The sequence below is a fragment of the Rhodococcus sp. MurmanLake-1 genome (assembly GCF_056945715.1).
Map to the genome: position 1 here is coordinate 40,145 of NZ_JBWZNF010000009.1, position 18,618 is coordinate 58,762.

Below are 18,618 nucleotides of genomic sequence, written 5' to 3' on the forward strand. Positions count from 1 at the left end.
GAGTGAAGATCCCGGCAGCAGACGGCTCTTCGCTGGCTACGGATGTGCTTCTCCCAGATTCTTCACCTCGAGGATTGATCGTGATCCGAACCCCGTACGGACGCGGGTGGCATCTGGCCGAGGGGCTCGAATGGCGATCACGAGGAATTGCCTTCATCTGTCAGGACGTACGTGGACGGCACGATTCCACCGGATCTTGGGAACCCTACGTTCACGAGCGCGAGGACGCCGCCGCCCTTGCCGAGTGGCTGCAGGATCAGCCGTGGACACCCGAGTGCGTCATCGCAAGCGGGGCTTCGTATGCGGCCGGAACTGCGTGGGCGTTTACTGCCGAGACCAACGGCGCCGATCGGGCATTTCGTGCTCGCGGCGTCGTCTCCAAAGTGCCGACCATCGGAAGCGACCGCGTCAAACGTGATCCCTCGGGGATACTTCTCCTCGCCGAGCATCTGGCGTGGTGGGGCGAGCACGGAGATTCGTCTTCCTCTCGTGAGGGTTTCATCCCTGCCCTGATGCGCTCGGATTCGTCTTTGCTGGAACATCTCCCGGTGCAGTCGATGATCGAGGATGTTGGCCTGACCTCCGATTCACCGGGCTGGTTGACGCCGATCCGTCGCGCTCGCGAGCGCGAAGACTTCGGTGGCGATGATCTGGTGTCCGCGGACGAACTCTCCGAACTCGACGTCGCCGGGCTGCACATCGGCGGTTGGGACGATGCGATGATTCGGGAGACACTGCGGCACTTCGCATCCGTGTGGCGCGGGCCGCAGAGTTTGATCGTGGGCCCCTGGGCGCACGACCTCCGCCCGGGAAGGGTCGGCGAGACAAGTTTCGGCCGCCTTCAGGTCGAGTGGATGGAATCGATATTCTCGGCGCGGCCCGTGACCATCAATCGGGTATTCGACCGGGGTGCCGGCGAATGGTCGACCGAACCGTATGTCACGGGTGCGAACCGGATTCGTCTCGAACCAGACCCGAGGACGGCGCCTTTCAACTTCACGCACCACGCAGACGAGGGCCGAAACGACTGTGTTGTCTGGACTTTCGACATGGAGGTCGAGTGTGTGCTGTCGGGAATGCCTTCGGTGGAGTTGACAGTGCATTCACCCCAGGGCGAAGCCGATTGGATCGCCGAACTGAGCGTCGTCGATCCCACTCGAGTCACGAGATCGATCGCTCGTGGCGCGAGCGTCAGCCTTTGCTCCGGCACGTTGACCATAGATCTCGATCCCGTGCTCCACACTGTGCGCGCGGGTGATGTCTTGACGCTGCGGATCGCCGGCTCGGACTTCCCACGGCTCGCACGCAATCTCGGAGACGGTGATCGCTATCGAGGAACACGCAGTACCGCACTGCACCAATCATTTTCCGGGTCGTTGACCCTGCCCATACTCGGAGGAACTGCCGGTGGATGACTTGCTGGTCGACGCCCGAAGCGGCGTGCTGACCTCACTGGAACCACACATTCGCTCGGACATGCCGACAGGCTGGGTCGGTTGGGCCGCGAGGGTGGCCGACACCAGAAACTTCGGCGGCAGCGGTTCACTGTTTCGCGCGGACCCTTACGGATTCGGGGCTTCGATACGCGACGACGCAGCAGCTCGCGGTGCTGCAACCGGTGAGGCTGTCGAAAGATATTGCGGCAACGTAGTCCCCGAAGATCTGATCCGCAGCAGTGCGTCAGCGCTGGAACTGGCAGGCTCACGGGTCGTCGATCCCGCGAAATTTGCGTTGTACAGCGAGGATCAGTACCGCCTTCCCCGATTCCCCTTTGTTCCCTTCACATCGGCTCTGGAAATCCGTTGGGCGCTGGGTCACACCATGGACGAAAAAGTGCCCACCTATGTGCCGGCCGCCCTGACCTATCTCGGGTACTACACCGGCACCCGTCGCGGCGAACCACCGATCGCGTCGTTGCAGTACGCCGGAATCGCCGCGGGACGCTCACGCGACGAGGCCGAGATGTCAGCTCTGCTGGAACTTCTCGAACGCGATGCCACCGCACTGTGGTGGTGCGGGGACCGGTCACAGCCGGCAATCGAACTCGCCGACTGGGAGCGGTTACCTGTGCACCGCCAACTCGGGGATCTGGAGAGCCAGACCCGCAGCGTTCGAGTGCTTCTGCTTCCCTCCCCCTTCGGCATTCCCGTCGCCGCAGTGTGGATCCGGGATGACCGACGTGGATTGGTCGCGCTGGGCACAGCTTGTCGACCAACGGTGGAGGCGGCAGTCTCGAAGGCGCTTGTCGAGGCGTATGCCGTACTTGCCATCACGATCGACCTCGCCGACCCCGACGGGCCGACCTGGCGCAGCGTTGTGGACGGAACGCTGCCGGCGCACCTGTACAAACCCTTTCGGGCCGACCGTCGTTACCGGGACGAGTTCGATCCGCAATGGAAAGACGTCGTCGATCTGCCGACCGTCGCCCAACTTTATCTCGATCCCGTGATGGCGCACCTTGCGGAAGAGCACCTCTTCGATTACACCGAAACACGCTCGGTATCAGAGATTCCCGACGAGGATCCTGTGAATCTTCCTTCTCTGGTAGCCCTTCTGACGTCTCGAGGGCACCAACCGATTTCCGTCGATCTCACCACCCGCGACATCTCGATTGCCGGGTTGCACGTCGTCCGCGTCCTGTCTCCCGGCCTCTACAACAATGCGCCGGCAGCTTTTCCCCTTCTTGGAGGTAGCAGATTGACCAGCGCATCGACCACCCATCTCCATCTGCCGGTCCCTCTCGCATGAGGTCTTTGCTCGTCGACCGCCGAACTGGGATCATTCGAGAGTTGGTCGACGCCGTTGTTCCCCAGCACTTTCCGCCGGAGTTCAAGCTCATTCATTCGTATGTCTGCGATTCGGCACGCTTTTCGCCCTGGTCCAGCGACTCGGCGGGCGCCGGATATTGCTTCGATCTGGGTGACCGTGCGCGGCCTACCGCAGCTGCGATAGGCGAAGCGGTGGAACGATATTGCGGGAACATCGTCGCCAAACCGATCGTCCGCGGGTCGGCTGATGCGTTGATCGGAGCAAGCATCGACCTGTCACAACTCGCGCGTTTCGACGCCGCCCAGTACGCGCGGCCACAGTTCCCGTTCGTCGAACCAACCGACGATCTCGAGTTGGACTGGACTCGCGGAGTCGACCTGATCACGGGTTCGGATATCTGGGTACCGGCCGAACTCGTCTGGGGTTCGTATCCTCATTTCGTCGCCCGGACGGGTCCGGCGATCTCTCCAGTAGCGCAGGCGGGTCTCGCCGCCGGTCCCACGACGGAATTCGCGATACGGAATGCATTGCGCGAGATAGTCGAGCGCGACGCGATGACGCTTTCCTGGACCGGAAGACGCGGCGTTCGGATAGTCACCGGCATCCCCGAGGTGCTTCGCCGCCTGGGCAATCACGGCAGCCTCTCGACCAGGTGGTTGTCATTCGACAGCGATTTCGGCATCCCGGTGCTCGGCGCCCTCGTCCACGACCGACTCACCGGATACTCGACCATGGGTACCGCCTGCCACGAAGAAGCGCAGACGGCTGCTTTCAAGTCGCTCGGCGAAGCGCTTCAGCTGCAACTGCTTTCCGCCGACTACGACAACCCGGAGAGCGGCATCGGTCGAGCCGCGGCCTCCCCGACCAGCCCGCTTGCGCCTTGGCGAGCTGACCGAAGCTATGCAGGCGCCTACCGATCGGACTTTGCCGACGTGATGGATTACGGGTGCCACTTGCAGCTCCACCTGGACCCGGAGATCCAAGCACGATTCGAGAGTGAGCTGGCAGGTGCCGTCGTCGGCGAGGTGGACCTCGACTCTCTGACGTCACCCATCGACACCGAAAGCGCACTGACAGGTTCGGGGTTCAGGCCGGCATGGGTCGATCTGACCACAACTGATGTTCTCCGCGCCGGCCTGCGCGTCGTCCGCGTCGTCGTTCCCGGTTGTCTCACCAATGCGGCCGCCGGATTGCCGTTTCTCGGCTCGCCCCGACTAGTCGACGGTCTTGCCGGACGTCCGCCTCGTACCATCCCATTGCCGCACTGACAGTTCCGGAACTGCCAGTTGTAACGACTCTGCGGTCTCCACCGCGTGAAACCAAGTCGGCTTCGAGATTGCACTGTCTCGAATCACCTGCACGGCACGCGCGGTGATGGTTGCCGTCGCGGCCGACTGGCTACGCCCCGAAACCCACAGCGCCGGGCCGGTATCCGTTCGTGCCATCGCAACCCAACGATCCGAGCCCCACAGCTTCTTCGGCACTACCTTCTGGAGGGCGGGCGCCCACGTCATGGCCGCAAGCCCGAGCGTCGCGGTGGACGTGTCCAATCGCAGGTACGTTCTGACCGGAACACCAAGGTCGCGCGTCAACGCATGTTGGTCCGAAAAGTCTGCCCGCACAGCAGGACCGGATCGGTACCCGGTCGCGTCCGCCGGCATCCGAAACGTCTTCATCCCGGTGTAGTTCCGGATCGATCGCCCGTCGGGATCGGGAAACCTCGTTCCCAACATCCCGTACGTCCACGCCGTCGCGGCCGGTCCGTGTAGTTCTCCGCCGCCGAGGCCGATCACGATGTCCACGGGTCCGTCGCCGAGTCGATGCGCTTCGGCGGCAAGGACACTGGTCAATCCCGGTGCCAATCCGACGCCCATCAGAACTGGGCCGTCGACCGCTTCCAGTTCTTCGCAGTAGCTCGAGGTTGCCGTGATGTCGACGAATGCCGCCCCACCGCGTACCGCTTCTTCTGCCAGGCGAACGTCCTCGAAACCCGACGCATTCACCACGACATCGAAGTCTCGAACCACAGCCGCGTACGCGCCTGGTTCTTTAAGATCAACGACGACGTCAGCGCGAGCACGATCGCGCCCGGCGGAGTACGCGGAGATTTCGGGGACCTTCGCGAGTTGTTTCATCAGGGGAATCCCGACGGCACCGTAGCCACCGAGTACAAGAACCTTCGTCATTATTTCGCCTCCCGAGTCGCTAGAGTTCGACTCTAGAGTTAAACTCTAATCATGACTGAGGTTCTTCGGGAAGACACGTCGGCGCGGCGCAAGATCATCGAGGCAGCGCGGGAAGTTTTTGTCGATCCCGGCTATGCGGCCGCCACGATCAAACAGCTTGCCGCGGCGGCGGGCGTGTCGGTGCAGAGTGTCTATTTTGTGTTCGGCAACAAGCCGAGCGTGCTGTCAGCACTGCTCGACGTGGCCGTTGCGGGCGACGAGGAAAAGACGGCAACTCTCGACCGTCCGTGGGTGGCGGCAGCGCTCGGCGCCCCACATCCACTCGGGCAACTCCGGATTCAGGTTCACCACGGACGGCTCATTCTGGAGCGCACCGCGGACATCCTGTTGGCACTGCGGGCTGCCGCTTCCGCCGACGAGGACGCCGCCCGCCTGTGGCAAATCAACCGCACTCAGCGACGCACGGTGCAGGAACATCTGATGGTCGGCATCGTCGAAAAAGCGCCAACCGTCGACCTCGAAACAGCCGTGAACGTCGCACTCACGCTGCTCAGCCCCGAGACGTACACAGACCTCGTGGTCGGCGCGGGTTGGACCGGCCAAAAGTACGAAGAATGGGTGGTCAACACCCTTGCCGCCACCCTCGGCCTGGACCGAACCGTCAAATCCCGGAAGTAGCTGGGACTACTTGGTGGGCTTGTCGTCGATGTGCCGTGGGTTGTTCCACAGGCGTTCCGTCAGATCGTGAAGGACGGCGAGGGTGATCGTGTCGTCGTCCCGTCGGAGCAACGACTGACTGACCGTCGCGCGCACCAACGTGGAGTCGGAGTGCACGAACTCCTTGACCGAGCCCGGCTCGGAACTCAGTTCACGATGAGCCTGCTCGGCACTGACGTCGTCGGCATCCTTGTCGTAGAGAATGTCCTGCAAACGCAACGCCGAGACGGCCTTCTTGGGATATCCCAGCATGTCAGCGAAGGACGGGTTGGCAAAAACGATGCTGCCGTCGCGGTGAACGGCCATGACCGGCACCGGAAGCCTGTCGAGGAGAATCAGAGCAGGCATCTGCTCCAGATCCGCAATCGGCGATTGTGGCGGCTGCGCAACATTGCGGCGGCGTTCCATAACACGTCCTCTCAAGTTGCCCGAGTCGACAACAGTCTAACTGCCCAGCAAATCGCGGGTTGACTTCCCGCCCGGATGCAGTGACGAATGCCCGAATCGTGCCCGCCTGAGTTACGCCGCGAGCGCCTCCTGGTCCTCCGCCAAGGAACCGTCAACAACACGATAGACAGTATCCATCCGAGACAGGTGACTTCGGTCGTGTGTCACGAGAAGGGTTGCCGCCTCGTGTTCCCGCACCACCCCGATGATCAGATCCATGACAGCGGCACCGCGCTCCTGATCGAGCGCGCTGGTGGGCTCGTCGACCACCAGAAGCTGCGGATCGTTCATCAATGCTCGCGCGAGATTGACGCGCTGTCGCTGCCCACCCGACAGCTGAGACGGTCGTTTTCCGCTCTGATCCGCGAGCCCGACAGCGTCCAGCAAATCCATCGCTTTTGATTTCACGGCCTTGCGACGGGTCCGTGACGTGAAAACGGACTGCCCCAGATGCGCCATCACCTCGAGCTGCTCCAGAGCCGTCAACGACGACACGAGGTTGGACTGCTGGAAGACGATCCCGATCGACGAGCGTCGCAGCTCCGACGCCGCCCGCCGACTCAGCGCCGCGATGTCGGTGCTGCCTTCCGGCGTCCGGAGATAGACGTGCCCGGAATCCGGACGGATCAGGGTCGACGCCACCGCCAACAGGCTGGACTTGCCTGAACCCGAAGGTCCGGTGATCGCGGCGATCTCGCCGCGGTGCAGTCGCAGAGACACGTCGTCCAGCGCCGTCACCCGCGATTGCCCGTCGGGAAACGTCAGATCGACGTTCTGGATGTCGAGAACTGTGGTGCCGGTTGTCATGGTCATCGTGCGCTCCCCAATGCTGTGAGTGGATCGGTGGTCGAGAGGAATCGAAGTGCAAAGGCCGCGCCGAGCAGGCCGAGTCCGATCAATGCCACGGCAGGTACGACGGTCGTGGATGCGTCCAGGACAAACGGCATGGCGTCTCCGATCAGCGAGCCGGCCACGGCCGTCAGCCCGATTCCGACGGTGACGCCGGCGATCAGAACGATGAGCGCCTGGCCCAGTGCGTCGCGCACCAGAGAACCGGTGGTTGCGCCGAGCGCTTTCAACGTCGCGATGTCCGGGGTTCGCTGGATCGTCCACACCGTGAAGAACGCACCGATCACCAGGGCCGAGATCGCGAACAACATGAGCGTCATCAGCGTCAACGACCCGTTTTCCGACTTGTACGAACCGATCGCGTCGAGCGAACCGCTGACCGTCGTCGACGTCGTCACGGCTGACTTGTCCGTTGCGGAAGCGTCAGAGGCTCCGGTGACAGCCAGTACTGTCGCAACTCCGCCGCGTGGATTGGCCGCCTGCCAGTCACCGAGCGTCATCCAGACGACGGGCGAATGGCTGTACCAGTCGTCACCGCGAACGTCGCTGACGGTGAACTGCTGCGTACCGACGCTCACCTGATCGCCGGCGCCCGCCCCCAGATCGCGGGCGGCACCTTCGCTCAACACCACCGTGCCTGACGCCGACGGCGTCACGTCACCGAAACCGCCGTCAGCACCGAACAGGGCCACCGACTTCTGATTTCCGTCGGCCAATCCTGCCTTCCCGCGGCCGATTCCGATGGGATCGACATCCTTCGCGGCCCCGGCCCAGGCGTTGACCTGGTCCTGCGTGAGCGCCGACTCGTCGAACGACGCCCCAGCTCCGGTGTCTGCAAACACCACCGTGTCGGCATTCATGGCCTCGATGGCCGACACGTTCTGATGGCGAAGTCCTGCAGTCAACCCGCTGAGAAAACTGACGAGAAGTGCAACCAACAGAACCACGACGGAGATCAGCGCGAAACGACCTCGCGCTGCCCGTAAGTCCCTCATTGCGACAAACACTGTGAATTCCTTTCCTGTGCTTGCCTCTACGCTCTCGCGGATGCAGACTTTTTCCATCGCACCTCGGATCGACATTCCAGCGCTCGAAAGAACCATCCCGGTTTACAACTTTTGATGGATGAACCAGGCCCGAACCTCGCTAAGCTGGGCGAGATGCACCGATCTCCGCTCACGCCTGTCTTCGCCGGCCTACAACTGGGCCTGCATGTCCTTGTCATGGCGCTGGCCGGTGTGGTGTTTCTTCGAGCGCTGATCGACGAATCCGACCTGACCGCAACAATCATCGCGCTGGCCGTGATCTTTGTTGCCGTCTATCTTTTCGGCGTTGCCAAAAGGCTGCGCGGCAACGCTGCCCGCTGGTGGCTGGCCGTGCTGACCCTCGTCTGGATCGCGACGATGGCGGTATCCGCCGACGCCGCCTACCTCGCATTCGGACTCTTCTTCCTCTATCTCCATATTCTGCGGCGCCCCTGGAGCCTGCTGGCCGTCACCGCGGCAACGGCCGTCGCCGTGATCGGCACCGGATTGCATCGTGGGTGGACGGTGGCCGGCGCCGTCGGCCCGATCATCGGCGCCGCCGTAGCCGTTGCTATCGGTCTCGGATATCAGGCGCTGTACCGGGAGGCAGCCGAGCGCGGACGTCTCATCGACGAATTGATGAACACCCGTGAAGAATTGGCGTCGACGTCTCGCGATGCCGGAAAATTCGCCGAACGTGAAAGGCTCGCAGCCGAGATCCACGACACCGTGGCCCAAGGACTTTCGAGCATCCAGATGCTCCTTCACGCTGCCGAACGCGCCGATCCGGAGAGCCCGGCCATCCGGCAGATCAGCCTCGCACGGGAAACCGCAGCGGACAGTCTTGCCGAAACCCGCCAACTCATCGCCGAATTGACACCGGCGGCCCTGGACGGTCAGTCGCTCGCCGATGCGCTTCGTCGAATCTGTGAACGCGCGAGCAGTCCTGAACTGGAAGCGCGATCCCTGGTCGAAGGTGAGGCAATCCGGCTGCCTATGCCCCTCGAAGCAACACTGGTGCGCATCGCCCAGGGTGCGGTGTCCAATGTTCTCCGCCACGCGGATGCAACCAGAATGGCTGTGACACTGACGTATTCCGACAACACCGTCAGCCTCGACGTGGTCGACAACGGCCGCGGCTTCGACGTGGCAGTTCTCGAACGTGGACCGGCGGAATCTTTTGGCCTCAATGCAATTCGACGACGCGTCGAACTGCAGGGCGGAACGTTCTCAATCGAGTCGGAGCCGGGACACACGGCCGTCGCGGTGACGTTTCCCCTCGATGTCGGTGAACAGTGATCCGCCTGCTGCTCGCCGACGATCACGCGATCGTGCGCGCCGGGCTGCGAGCGCTGCTCGAAAGCGAATCCGACATCGAGGTGGTCGGCGAAGCAGGGACCGCCGAGGAAGCCATAGCCTTCTGCGCCACCACGCCGGTCGACCTCGTGCTCATGGACCTGCGGTTCGGGCCAGGCAAGACGGGGGTCGACGCCACCCGCGCGGTATGCGCGCTGCCGAATCCGCCGCACGTACTCGTTGTGACCAACTACGACACGGACGCGGATATCTTGAGCGCCGTCGAAGCCGGAGCCAGCGGCTATCTGCTCAAGGACACACCCCCGGTCGAGTTGCTGTCGGCCGTCCGCGCCGCTGCGAGCGGGGACAGCGTTCTCTCACCTGCCATCGCGTCGAAGCTCATGACTCGGGTACGCAAACCCGAAACCAGCCTTAGCCCAAGGGAAATCGAAGTGCTGAAGTTGGTGGCGGCGGGTCGATCCAACCGAGAGATCGGCAAAGAACTGTTCCTGAGCGAGACCACGGTCAAATCGCATCTGGTCCACATCTTCGGCAAGTTGGGCGTGAAGTCGCGGACGTCGGCGGTAGCTCGTGCGCGGGAGCTGGGTTCGATCTGACGTTTGTCCGAATTGTCGAAAGTAGCTGTACAGCAGTAATTTTCGCTTGCAATTCTCTTGTGTTCGAAACTCTGTTCGAATATGATTGCTTCATGGACAGTCGGGAAGCGTGGCAGCTGGATGGTGAGGACCTCAAGAGTGAGGTTCTCGATCTGGTGCGCGCCCGGCACGAGTTGCAGTCGCGGATGGTGTTGCTGATCGTTGAAATGTTTTCCCGGGAGGTTCTCGGCGGGAGGGGCTTTCGGGCGATCGCGCAGTGGTTGCACGGTTCGACGAATCTGGAGATCGGTGAGTGCAGTCTGCTGGTCGGGTTGGCGCGGTTGTTGATGCTCGAACCTGTTGTCGCGGATGCGTTTCATCGTGGTGATGTGGATGCGTTGAAAGCCCGTCAGGTGGCGTCGTTTTGTCAGCATCCACCGAAGAACATGACCCTGGCGGATGTGGACAAGGCTCGCGGGATCTTGTTGGGGTTGGCGTCGAAGAACATCGCGGATTGTGATGCGGTGCGGGCAGCGATTCGGCGGATCGAGAAGCAGTACGGCAAGCGTGAGGACGGTGTTCCGGTCGGGGAGGATTCGGAGCGCAACGAGTTTTACGCCTCGAAAGGCTTGTACGGGCGTGTGTCTGTGAAGGGTGACTTGGATGCTGTGAACGGGGCCCGTCTGATCACGTTGTTGTCGAGCCTGTCCGCTCCGACGCCGGAGAAGGACGGCGTGAAGGACACGCGTACTCCGGCACTACGGCGTGCGGACGGGTTCTGCGAACTGTTGCGCCGGTATGAGCGGGCGGGGTTGGGTCCGATCGAGGGCGGCGTGAAACCACACATCACGGTCACCGCATCGGCGAAAGACATGACCGATCTGCAAGCCTTGAAAGACCTCCTGCCGTCCACGGAGGAACTCGGGTTCGCATGGACGGACTGGGTGGGCCCGATCAGTATCGACACCGCACGGATGCTCGCCTGCGACTGCACCGTGACGCGGATCTTGTTGGACGAGAATGGTGTTCCGCTCGACTGCGGTAAGGAAGCGAGAACAGCAACGGTGCCGCAGCGGCGGGCGTTGGCAGTTCGGGATGGTGGGTGCGCGTTCCCAGGGTGCGGGACTCCGTCGGGGTGGTGCGATGCTCATCATATTGTTCACTGGAACGATGGTGGCCCAACGGATCTCGACAATCTGATTCTGTTGTGCGGTCATCACCACCGGACACTGCACCACACCGAGTGGCGTGTCGAGATCGGCCCGGATCGGAAGTCGGTGTTCTATCCGCCGATGTCCGTTGACCCGTATCAGCATCCGATCGGTGGGAACAGCCCACCGACAGCCGCCTGAACGGGCATAACTGAAAATGCCAGCGTATGCCCCGGGGAATAACCATGCCCCGGGGCATACGCTGGCATTTTCGGTTGCGCTCGATGTCCGTCTTGCGACAGCATCTGTCTCCACTTCGACACGCAGGACCAATAGGGTCGAGGCATGTCTTTCTGCGAACCCGCCCGCGTTGTCACCGTCACGTCCCTGACCCCGCACATGCGGCGAATCAGCATCGAGGCAGAAGGTGACTGGCACTGGCCGACTGGCGGACAAGGCGACGAGCGCATCGATATTGCGTTCCCGAAACCCGGTGAAACAGAAGCAGATTACGACTACTTCAACAATCCCGACTACGGCAAAGCCGATCTCGGAACCGAGCCACCGTGGCGACACTACACCGTGCGCAAGGTGCACGACGGCGGCCGACGTCTGGACATCGACTTCGTCGTGCACCCTGGCGGTATTGCAGCGGATTGGGCCCTGCGGGCCGAACCAGGTCACCTACTAGGCGTCTTCTGGTCGGACAGTTCGCGGTCCCACTACCAAGCACCGGCGGGTCCTCGCTGGCAGCTGCTGGTCGCAGACGCCACGGGTCTCCCCGGACTGGGCAGGATTGTCGAAGAACTTCGAGAGGGCGATGTCGCACAGGCGATCATCGAGGTCGAAACCGAAGAGGATCGACAGGAATTTGTCACTCGCGGCGACGTCACGTACACGTGGCTCGTGGGGAGTGGTCTCGGAAAGGCGCCGAGCGCACTGTTCGAGGCTGTGGAGAGGGTCGAGTTTCCCGAATCCGAATCGGCCGACGTCTACGCGTGGGTGGCGTGCGAAAGCGCAACCAGCCGTCGTATTCGTAAGCATCTGAGGGAAGTTCGAGGAATTGCTCGCGACAAGCACAATGTTGTCGGGTACTGGCGAGAGGGCGCCGACGGCCACGTTTCCGGCATGAACAGCGAGGAAGTCACCGTCGGCGCCTGAGCGCCGTGATCACTCTGCCGGCAGTGTGTCGGTAGATTCTGCGTGAGCCTGCTGCACGTCAGCCGGCTTTTCCGCCAGCATCTCGAACAGTGCACGGCGTGCCTCGGCAAGAATTGCCTCTGCCTTGGCGACCTGCTCAGCGGTCCCACCTGCGGCTACCGCGACAGCGGCACCTCGGAGTAGACCCATCGCGGGACGGAGCGCTGCGCCGGCTTCACCGAAGTGAGGGCGGCCGTGTCCACGCTGGTCGGGTCGACCAAATCCGCGCTGACCTTCGCGACCGCGTCGGCCTTCGGGGCGTCCTTCTGCTCGGTCTTCGAAGCGACCCTCGGGGCGCTCTCCATCGAATCCTCGACGGAAACCGTGTCCACGATGCGGGCCTCGGCGGCCATGCTCGCGACGTTCTTGCATTTCTGGGTTGTTGTGTGGGGCGTACATGTTGTCCTCCTGGACTGTCTGTGTTTGTTTGACGTATCGACGATATATCGACAATAGATCGAACGCAAGGGTCCGGAGAATAATTCCCGCACTCTCGTCCGGATACGCTGAAGCCGTGAACACGGATCTACAAGCCCAGGCCGCAGACGTCCTACGCCGCCTCGCACTCGACGAATCCCTGAAAGAACGCACGATGGCGGACGCTGCGACTGCAGCACTCGCACGGAAAGTCGCCGCTCGCTACATCGGCGGCGAAACCATCGACGACGCTTTCGACCGCCTCCCCTCGATCTTCACGCGAGGACACAAGGCGAGCATCGAATACACCGGGGAAAGCGTCCGGGATCCCGAGCTCGCGAACGCCGAAACCGATGTTTTCGTGGAACTCGCGGAACGAATCGGCACGTCGGGTGTCGAGAGCACCGTGTCGTTCGACCTCTCGCACATCGGCTTGGTGATCGATCCGGAGCAGTGCTTTCGCAATGTCGTGCGCCTGGCCGAGGCCACGGAACGCGCAGGTGCCGAGCTGATCATCTCCGCCGAAGCGTCCGATCGCACCGACCTGGTCCTCGACATGCACGCGCGACTGGCCGAGCGCTTCACTCACGTGGGGATCACTGTTCAGGCCCGACTGCACCGGACCGCAAAGGATCTCGCCGCTCTGCTGGACCGACCCGGCCGCATCCGTCTCGTGAAGGGCGCCTTCCTCGAAGCCGAATCCGTCGCCTACCCGCGCGGTAGTGCCGAACTGCGCAGCGCGTATCTCGACTACGCTGCCCGAATTGTCGAATCGGGTCACCAGGTTTCCATCGCGACGCATGACCGCGACATTCTCGAAGCATTACGCGCCGAGCATGATTCGAAGCTCAGAGCCGACCACGTGGAGTTCGAGATGCTGCTCGGTCTCGGTACCGAGCAACTGGACACACTCCGAGCCGCGGGCTTCACCACGCGCGAATACGTCATCTTCGGAACACAGTGGTGGCTGTACGTACTCAATCGCATCGCCGAAGAGCCGGAGCGTGTCTACACCGCGCTCGTCGACGCCGCGCTTGTCACCACTGCAAACTGATCCGCAGCAACACAAGTGGGGCTGCACTCGATTCGAGTGCAGCCCCACTTGTGTATGTTTCTAGCTCTCCAGAAACGCCTTGATGCGCGCCAGAGTGGTTTCCATTCCGGTCTGCATCAGCTGATCTCGACCCCGACCGAGCAGGCCGCTACCCGACATCATGCGGACGTAAAGCGCAGGCGTCGCATAGATTTCACGAGTCTCGGTAAGCACAGTGCCCGTTCCCGAAGGCTCGAGCACGTACGTCCACCGAGCCTTCGGCTCGTCCGATTCGAAGGAGAACTTCCGGCAGTCGACCACGTCGACCACCGTGCAGTGCGTGCTCCACCGAATCAGGCCGTGCTTGTTGGTGCCCTTGAACTTTGCACCCACAGTGCCCGGAGTTCCGGAAGTCCATGTTCCACCGGTGTTTTCAGGGCTGAAGCGACCCATACCTTCGATGTCGCTGACAACCTTCCACACCGATACCGGAGTTGCCTCGATGTACGCGCTGGCGGTTTCCACCCGTTACCGGCCCGGAACCCAGGACATGATCTTGATGGCGTGAGGCATGAGCTTTGCCCACACCTTGGCCGGAAGTCCGCGCGGTCCACCGAGATTCATGACGCGGGTGGTGGCAACGGTCTGCGGCTCGGTGTACTTGATCAGCCCCTCGGCGCCGTGACGACGACCGACGCCCGAGACACCCATGCCGCCCATCGGTGCTGCGGTGCTGCCCCAGGTGGGTGCGTAACCCTCGTCGACGTTGACGGTGCCGGCGTGGATGCGCGCTGCGATGGCTTCGCCGGCAGCCTTGCTTCCCGCCCACACACTGGCGTTGAGGCCGTACTCGGTGTCGTTGGCCGCAGCGATGGCCTCTTCGACGTCCTTGACGGGGTAGATCGAGACGAGCGGCCCGAAGGTCTCGTCGCGGTAGCACTCGGCGTCTTCGGGAACCCCGGTGAGCAGCGTGGGCTCGTAGAACAGCGGTCCGATGTCCGGGCGGGCCTTGCCGCCGGCAATGACGGTGGCGCCCTTGACCACTGCGTCGTCGACATGCGCGGAGATTGCCTTGACCTGGGCCTCGGAGACGAGGCTGCCCATCTCGATTCCGAATTCGTAACCAGCGGCGAGGTTCATCTTCTTGACGCGGTCACCGAACATACGGATGAACTCGGGTGCGATGGACTCTTCGACGTAGATGCGCTCGATGGAGATGCACAGCTGACCGGAGTTGGAGAAGCACGCACGCACAGCGGCGTCGGTGACCTCGCGCAGGTCTGCGCCGGCCGCGACGATCATCGGGTTCTTGCCACCGAGTTCGGCGGAGAAGCCGATCAGTCGGCGGCCGGCCTGCTCGGCGAGGAGCTGACCGGTCGCGGTGGAACCGGTGAACATGAGGTAGTCGGTGTTCTCGACCAACGCGGTGCCCACGACGGAGCCCGGTCCGGGAACCACGGCGAAGAGGTCGCGGGGCAGTCCCGCCTTGTAGAGCAGTTCGACGCAGGCGAGCGCGCAGTACGGCGTCTGGCTGTCCGGCTTGAGGACAACGGCATTGCCCGCGAGCAGCGCGGCAATGGCGTCGGACACGGCCAGCGTCATCGGGTAGTTCCACGGCGAGATGACGCCGACGACACCCTTCGGCTGGTAGCGGACGACGGTCTTCGTCAGACCCGGAAGCATGCCGGAGACGCGACGCGGACGCAGCAGCTTCGGAGCCACACGTGCGTAGTGACGCGACGTCATCGAGATGTCGAGGACTTCTTCCTGAGCTGCGGTACGCGACTTTCCGGTCTCGGCCTGAGCCATGTCCATGAGGGCGTCGCGGTTCTCCAGGATGAGATCGCGGTAGCGGTGGAAGACGGCAGCGCGGTCGAGGACGGAGCGCTTGGCCCATTCCTTCTGGGCGACGCGCGCACGGGCGATGGCCGCAAGTGCGTCGTCGGCGGTGCCGACGGGGATGGTCGCCAGCTCCTTGCCGGTGAACACCTCGGTGATGGACTTCGTCGGGCGATCGGCAACATTGTCGATGGCGATCAGATCGGCGAGCCGCGAGAAGGTCGCAGCGGACGGAGCAGGCATTTCAGTACCCCTACTGGTGAGTAGTTCTTGGAGTTACACACAACTTACCCCGTCGGTGGTACCGATCACAGTGCCGAATCAGACAGAGTCAACCAATACTGCCTCTTTCGGACGTTTTGCGATCAACAACGACATGACTGCAGCGATCGCGCAGAGCGCGCCGGCCACCAAGAATGCAGCGTCGTACGAGCCGATCTGATCACGAACGAGGCCAGCCAAGAAGGCCACCAGACCTGCACCGATCTGGTGCGATGCCAGCACCCAACCGAACACGATGGGGGCATCGGCGCCGAAGTGTTGACGGCACAGCGCGACCGTCGGCGGAACCGTCGCCACCCAATCGAGCCCGTAGAAGATGACAAACGCGATCATCGGCGGATTCACGGTGTTGGCGAGCAGCAGCGGCAGGAAGAGCAGCGAGATTCCGCGGAAGAGGTAGTAGATGCCGAGAAGTTTTCGCGAGTCCATCCGGTCGGTGAACCAACCCGAAGCAATGGTGCCGACCATGTCGAGGATTCCGATCAACGCCAACAGGGACGCGGCCGTCGTGATCGGCATTCCGTGATCGTGCGACGCCGGGACGAAGTGCGTTCCGATCAGGCCGTTGGTGCTCGCGCCGCAGATCGCGAAGGTACCGGCGAGAAGCCAGAACACCTTGGTCTTCGACGCCATCACCAGCACCGAGATCGCCCGGCCTCCGGCGCCGCCGCGCTGGTAGACAGGCTTGGCGGGTGGGGCGTAATCGGCGGGCGCGCCGTACGGCGTCGTTCCCACGTCTGACGGATAGTTACGCAGGAACAGCAGAACGAACGGCACGACGGCCAGTGCGGCAAACGAAACTGTGAAGGCGACGCTCTTCCAGTCGTACGTTTCCGCGAGCTTCGCCAGGACGGGCTGGAACACCAGCTGACCGGCAGCACCACCGGCCGTCAGGATGCCGGTCACGAGACCACGCTTTTCGACGAACCAGCGATCGACGACGGTGGCGACAAACGCCAGCGCCATCGAACCCGTACCGAGGCCGACGAACACACCCCACAGCAGAATGAGCTGCCAACTCGAGGTCATGAAGATCGTGAGACCACTGCCGAGCGAGATGAGCGCCAACGCCGAAGTGACGACCGCCCGGATACCGAACCTTTCCATCAGGGCAGCGGCGAACGGCGAGGTCAGCCCGTACAGGATCAGGTTGACCGAGACGGCGGCCGAGATGCTGGCGCGCGACCACCCGAAATCCTCGTGCAGCGGATCGATCAACACCGATGGGGCAGCGCGGAAGCTCGCCGCACCGACCAATGCCAGGAATGCCACGATCGCGACGGACCACGCGCGGTGAAAGCGCGGGGGTCTCACCTGCTGCGGGCCCGATTCGGGGAGAGCGGTCTCAGAAGTCACAGAGAGAATTCTGCAGTTCGGATTCGATCGAGAACAGTGGCCAGATTGCCAATATATGAAAGGATCGAGCCATGTCTGGTCCGCATCGCGTCGTCGTACTGGCTCTGAACGGAGTCATTCCCTTCGAACTCGGGATCCCCGCGCGTATCTTCGGGCGTGCCATCGACGTCGAGGATCGGCCGCTGTACGAGATCCTGACGTGCACAATCGACGGCAATCCCGTGCGGACCGACGCTGACTTCAGCATTTCGGTCGACCATGGGAGCGAGTTGCTCGCCACCGCCGACACCGTCGTCATCCCCGCGTCGTACGAATTGGGCCCGGCCTTCGACGAGGGGTATCTCTCCCCCGAATTGGCCGCAGCATTCGAACACATCCGCCCGGGGACCCGGCTGGTCTCGATCTGCACCGGTTCGTACATCCTCGCCGCGGCCGGTTTGCTCGACGGACTCCGCGCCACGACGCATTGGCGCAACACCGACCATTTCCAGCGTGTCTATCCCAAGGTGAACGTGGATCCCGACGTGCTGTTCGTCGACGAAGGCCACATCCTGACCTCGGCCGGCGTGGCGTCAGGCGTCGATCTCTGTCTGCACATCGTCAGACGCGACCACGGCATGGAAGTGGCGAACACCGTCGCGAGGCGTTGCGTCGTACCGCCGTGGCGCGACGGTGGTCAAGCGCAGTACATCCGCCGCCCACTGGCTGACAAGCCTTCGGAATCGACTGCCGACGCTCGGCACTGGGCCCTCGAACATCTCGGCGATCCGATCACACTGGCAGACCTGGCGACGCGTGCCAACATGAGCGTCCGCACCTTCAGTCGTCGATTCCGCGACGAAGTCGGAACCACACCGAACCGCTGGTTGACCAGCAGACGCGTCGATCGGGCACGTGAATTGCTGGAGGAATCCGATCTGTCGATCGATGCAATTGCAGCTCGGACCGGCTTCGGGACCGCGACATCGATGCGTCAACACATGAACGAAGCGCTCGGCGTTTCACCGAGCGCCTACCGACGCACGTTCAAGGCACCGGCGTAAGCGGCAGTACCAGGCACTATCCTGGAGGCCATGGCCGAACAGACTCGCCCGAACTTTCCCCAGTACTGCGGATACCTCCTGGGGAAGACGCTCCCCGACCGGTACCAGGACTGGGTGCGGAACGATCTGGTCGGACCGGGTGCCCAGGCTCGCTACATCATTCGTTTCACCGTGCCGGCGACGCTGATTCTTCTGCTGTTCCTGTTGATTCCGGGACCGATCTGGATTCCCTTGGCCATGATGGCTTTGCTGCTCATCCCGCTCGCGTACTTCGTCGTGGCGCTCGGGACCATCTACCGCCGTCACCGCCTGCTGAGCCACGGACTCGATCCCGAATTGCTCGACGAGAAGGCCCAGCGCCGTGCCGATCGCACTCGCGAGGACTACGAGAAGCGGCACGGTCGCTGAGCAC

Annotated in this window: 19 protein-coding genes; 11 read left to right on the top strand and 8 right to left on the bottom strand. The window is 62.8% G+C overall.

Annotation, left to right across the window (positions count from 1 at the left end; all coding sequences use genetic code 11):
- Positions 1–2: 2 nt before the first annotated feature.
- The 3 genes from AC2ETI_RS23355 to AC2ETI_RS23365 are packed head-to-tail and all read left to right on the top strand — an operon-like array spanning position 3 to position 4,037.
- Positions 3–1,415, top strand: coding sequence for a CocE/NonD family hydrolase (locus AC2ETI_RS23355; RefSeq protein ID WP_483634495.1), 1,413 nt, complete (start codon positions 3–5; stop codon positions 1,413–1,415).
- Positions 1,408–2,748 (top strand): YcaO-like family protein, encoded by a 1,341-nt coding sequence (locus tag AC2ETI_RS23360; protein WP_483634446.1) that lies wholly within the window; start codon positions 1,408–1,410, stop codon positions 2,746–2,748. The genes AC2ETI_RS23355 and AC2ETI_RS23360 overlap by 8 nt, the downstream gene beginning before the upstream one ends.
- Positions 2,745–4,037 (top strand): YcaO-like family protein, encoded by a 1,293-nt coding sequence (locus AC2ETI_RS23365; RefSeq protein ID WP_483634447.1) that lies wholly within the window; start codon positions 2,745–2,747, stop codon positions 4,035–4,037. The genes AC2ETI_RS23360 and AC2ETI_RS23365 overlap by 4 nt, the downstream gene beginning before the upstream one ends.
- Here the strand turns inward: AC2ETI_RS23365 and AC2ETI_RS23370 are convergent.
- A complete protein-coding gene (locus tag AC2ETI_RS23370; RefSeq protein WP_483634448.1) occupies positions 3,984–4,955 on the bottom strand; it encodes a hypothetical protein in 972 nt (323 codons plus the stop codon). The genes AC2ETI_RS23365 and AC2ETI_RS23370 overlap by 54 nt on opposite strands.
- 51 nt (positions 4,956–5,006) lie before the next feature.
- On the opposite strand from AC2ETI_RS23370, the gene AC2ETI_RS23375 reads away from it, so the two are divergent.
- On the top strand, positions 5,007–5,633 hold the full coding sequence (locus AC2ETI_RS23375; RefSeq protein WP_019746303.1) for a TetR/AcrR family transcriptional regulator: 627 nt from the start codon (positions 5,007–5,009) through the stop codon (positions 5,631–5,633).
- Between the two features lie 6 nt (positions 5,634–5,639).
- On the opposite strand, the gene AC2ETI_RS23380 is transcribed toward AC2ETI_RS23375, so the two are convergent.
- The 3 genes from AC2ETI_RS23380 to AC2ETI_RS23390 form a co-directional block, all read right to left on the bottom strand.
- Complete coding sequence (locus AC2ETI_RS23380; protein WP_003943598.1) at positions 5,640–6,080, bottom strand: PAS domain S-box protein; 441 nt, start codon at positions 6,078–6,080, stop codon at positions 5,640–5,642.
- Positions 6,081–6,191: 111 nt separating this feature from the next.
- Positions 6,192–6,932 carry an ABC transporter ATP-binding protein gene (locus AC2ETI_RS23385; protein ID WP_020968047.1) on the bottom strand — a complete coding sequence of 247 codons (741 nt, stop codon included), beginning with the start codon at positions 6,930–6,932 and terminating at the stop codon, positions 6,192–6,194.
- Positions 6,929–7,975, bottom strand: a complete 1,047-nt coding sequence (locus AC2ETI_RS23390) for an ABC transporter permease (RefSeq protein ID WP_029254139.1) — start codon at positions 7,973–7,975, stop codon at positions 6,929–6,931. The genes AC2ETI_RS23385 and AC2ETI_RS23390 overlap by 4 nt, the downstream gene beginning before the upstream one ends.
- A 114-nt stretch (positions 7,976–8,089) precedes the next feature.
- On the opposite strand from AC2ETI_RS23390, the gene AC2ETI_RS23395 reads away from it, so the two are divergent.
- From AC2ETI_RS23395 to AC2ETI_RS23410, 4 genes are all read left to right on the top strand, one after another.
- The gene (locus tag AC2ETI_RS23395) at positions 8,090–9,292 is read left to right on the top strand and encodes a sensor histidine kinase (protein ID WP_019746300.1); all 1,203 of its coding nucleotides are present in this window, start codon (positions 8,090–8,092) and stop codon (positions 9,290–9,292) included.
- The gene (locus AC2ETI_RS23400; RefSeq protein ID WP_019746299.1) at positions 9,289–9,906 is read left to right on the top strand and encodes a response regulator; all 618 of its coding nucleotides are present in this window, start codon (positions 9,289–9,291) and stop codon (positions 9,904–9,906) included. The genes AC2ETI_RS23395 and AC2ETI_RS23400 overlap by 4 nt, the downstream gene beginning before the upstream one ends.
- 92 nt (positions 9,907–9,998) lie before the next feature.
- Positions 9,999–11,237 carry an HNH endonuclease signature motif containing protein gene (locus AC2ETI_RS23405; protein WP_483634449.1) on the top strand — a complete coding sequence of 413 codons (1,239 nt, stop codon included), beginning with the start codon at positions 9,999–10,001 and terminating at the stop codon, positions 11,235–11,237.
- Between the two features lie 144 nt (positions 11,238–11,381).
- The gene (locus tag AC2ETI_RS23410) at positions 11,382–12,197 is read left to right on the top strand and encodes a siderophore-interacting protein (RefSeq protein WP_020905680.1); all 816 of its coding nucleotides are present in this window, start codon (positions 11,382–11,384) and stop codon (positions 12,195–12,197) included.
- A 9-nt stretch (positions 12,198–12,206) separates the two neighbouring features.
- On the opposite strand, the gene AC2ETI_RS23415 is transcribed toward AC2ETI_RS23410, so the two are convergent.
- Positions 12,207–12,635 carry a hypothetical protein gene (locus AC2ETI_RS23415; protein ID WP_229757078.1) on the bottom strand — a complete coding sequence of 143 codons (429 nt, stop codon included), beginning with the start codon at positions 12,633–12,635 and terminating at the stop codon, positions 12,207–12,209.
- 115 nt (positions 12,636–12,750) lie between these two features.
- Here AC2ETI_RS23415 and AC2ETI_RS23420 point away from each other — a divergent pair, with 115 nt between their 5' ends.
- Positions 12,751–13,707 carry a proline dehydrogenase family protein gene (locus AC2ETI_RS23420; RefSeq protein ID WP_483634450.1) on the top strand — a complete coding sequence of 319 codons (957 nt, stop codon included), beginning with the start codon at positions 12,751–12,753 and terminating at the stop codon, positions 13,705–13,707.
- 60 nt (positions 13,708–13,767) lie between these two features.
- Here the strand turns inward: AC2ETI_RS23420 and AC2ETI_RS23425 are convergent, their stop codons facing one another.
- From AC2ETI_RS23425 to AC2ETI_RS23435, 3 genes are all read right to left on the bottom strand, one after another.
- Positions 13,768–14,211 (bottom strand): SRPBCC family protein, encoded by a 444-nt coding sequence (locus AC2ETI_RS23425; protein WP_019746286.1) that lies wholly within the window; start codon positions 14,209–14,211, stop codon positions 13,768–13,770.
- A gap of 3 nt (positions 14,212–14,214) precedes the next feature.
- Positions 14,215–15,768 (bottom strand): succinic semialdehyde dehydrogenase, encoded by a 1,554-nt coding sequence (locus AC2ETI_RS23430; RefSeq protein WP_003943578.1) that lies wholly within the window; start codon positions 15,766–15,768, stop codon positions 14,215–14,217.
- A gap of 78 nt (positions 15,769–15,846) precedes the next feature.
- The gene (locus AC2ETI_RS23435) at positions 15,847–17,163 is read right to left on the bottom strand and encodes an MFS transporter (RefSeq protein ID WP_483634451.1); all 1,317 of its coding nucleotides are present in this window, start codon (positions 17,161–17,163) and stop codon (positions 15,847–15,849) included.
- Between the two features lie 71 nt (positions 17,164–17,234).
- On the opposite strand from AC2ETI_RS23435, the gene AC2ETI_RS23440 reads away from it, so the two are divergent.
- Complete coding sequence (locus tag AC2ETI_RS23440; protein ID WP_019746284.1) at positions 17,235–18,206, top strand: GlxA family transcriptional regulator; 972 nt, start codon at positions 17,235–17,237, stop codon at positions 18,204–18,206.
- Between the two features lie 30 nt (positions 18,207–18,236).
- Positions 18,237–18,614: a DUF5313 family protein gene (locus AC2ETI_RS23445; RefSeq protein WP_003943558.1), complete on the top strand. Its 378-nt coding sequence runs from the start codon at positions 18,237–18,239 to the stop codon at positions 18,612–18,614.
- Positions 18,615–18,618 lie beyond the last annotated feature (4 nt).

Excerpts from the sequence above, each read along its gene's own strand:
- AC2ETI_RS23365 (WP_483634447.1), top strand. The coding sequence starts at position 2,745 with ATGAGGTCTTTGCTCGTCGACCGCCGAACTGGGATCATTCGAGAGTTG.
- AC2ETI_RS23370 (WP_483634448.1), bottom strand. The coding sequence starts at position 4,955 with ATGACGAAGGTTCTTGTACTCGGTGGCTACGGTGCCGTCGGGATTCCC.
- AC2ETI_RS23375 (WP_019746303.1), top strand. The coding sequence starts at position 5,007 with ATGACTGAGGTTCTTCGGGAAGACACGTCGGCGCGGCGCAAGATCATC.
- AC2ETI_RS23380 (WP_003943598.1), bottom strand. The coding sequence starts at position 6,080 with ATGGAACGCCGCCGCAATGTTGCGCAGCCGCCACAATCGCCGATTGCG.
- AC2ETI_RS23385 (WP_020968047.1), bottom strand. The coding sequence starts at position 6,932 with ATGACCATGACAACCGGCACCACAGTTCTCGACATCCAGAACGTCGAT.
- AC2ETI_RS23395 (WP_019746300.1), top strand. The coding sequence starts at position 8,090 with ATGGATGAACCAGGCCCGAACCTCGCTAAGCTGGGCGAGATGCACCGA.
- AC2ETI_RS23405 (WP_483634449.1), top strand. The coding sequence starts at position 9,999 with ATGGACAGTCGGGAAGCGTGGCAGCTGGATGGTGAGGACCTCAAGAGT.
- AC2ETI_RS23410 (WP_020905680.1), top strand. The coding sequence starts at position 11,382 with ATGTCTTTCTGCGAACCCGCCCGCGTTGTCACCGTCACGTCCCTGACC.
- AC2ETI_RS23415 (WP_229757078.1), bottom strand. The coding sequence starts at position 12,635 with ATGTACGCCCCACACAACAACCCAGAAATGCAAGAACGTCGCGAGCAT.
- AC2ETI_RS23430 (WP_003943578.1), bottom strand. The coding sequence starts at position 15,768 with ATGCCTGCTCCGTCCGCTGCGACCTTCTCGCGGCTCGCCGATCTGATC.
- AC2ETI_RS23440 (WP_019746284.1), top strand. The coding sequence starts at position 17,235 with ATGTCTGGTCCGCATCGCGTCGTCGTACTGGCTCTGAACGGAGTCATT.
- AC2ETI_RS23445 (WP_003943558.1), top strand. The coding sequence starts at position 18,237 with ATGGCCGAACAGACTCGCCCGAACTTTCCCCAGTACTGCGGATACCTC.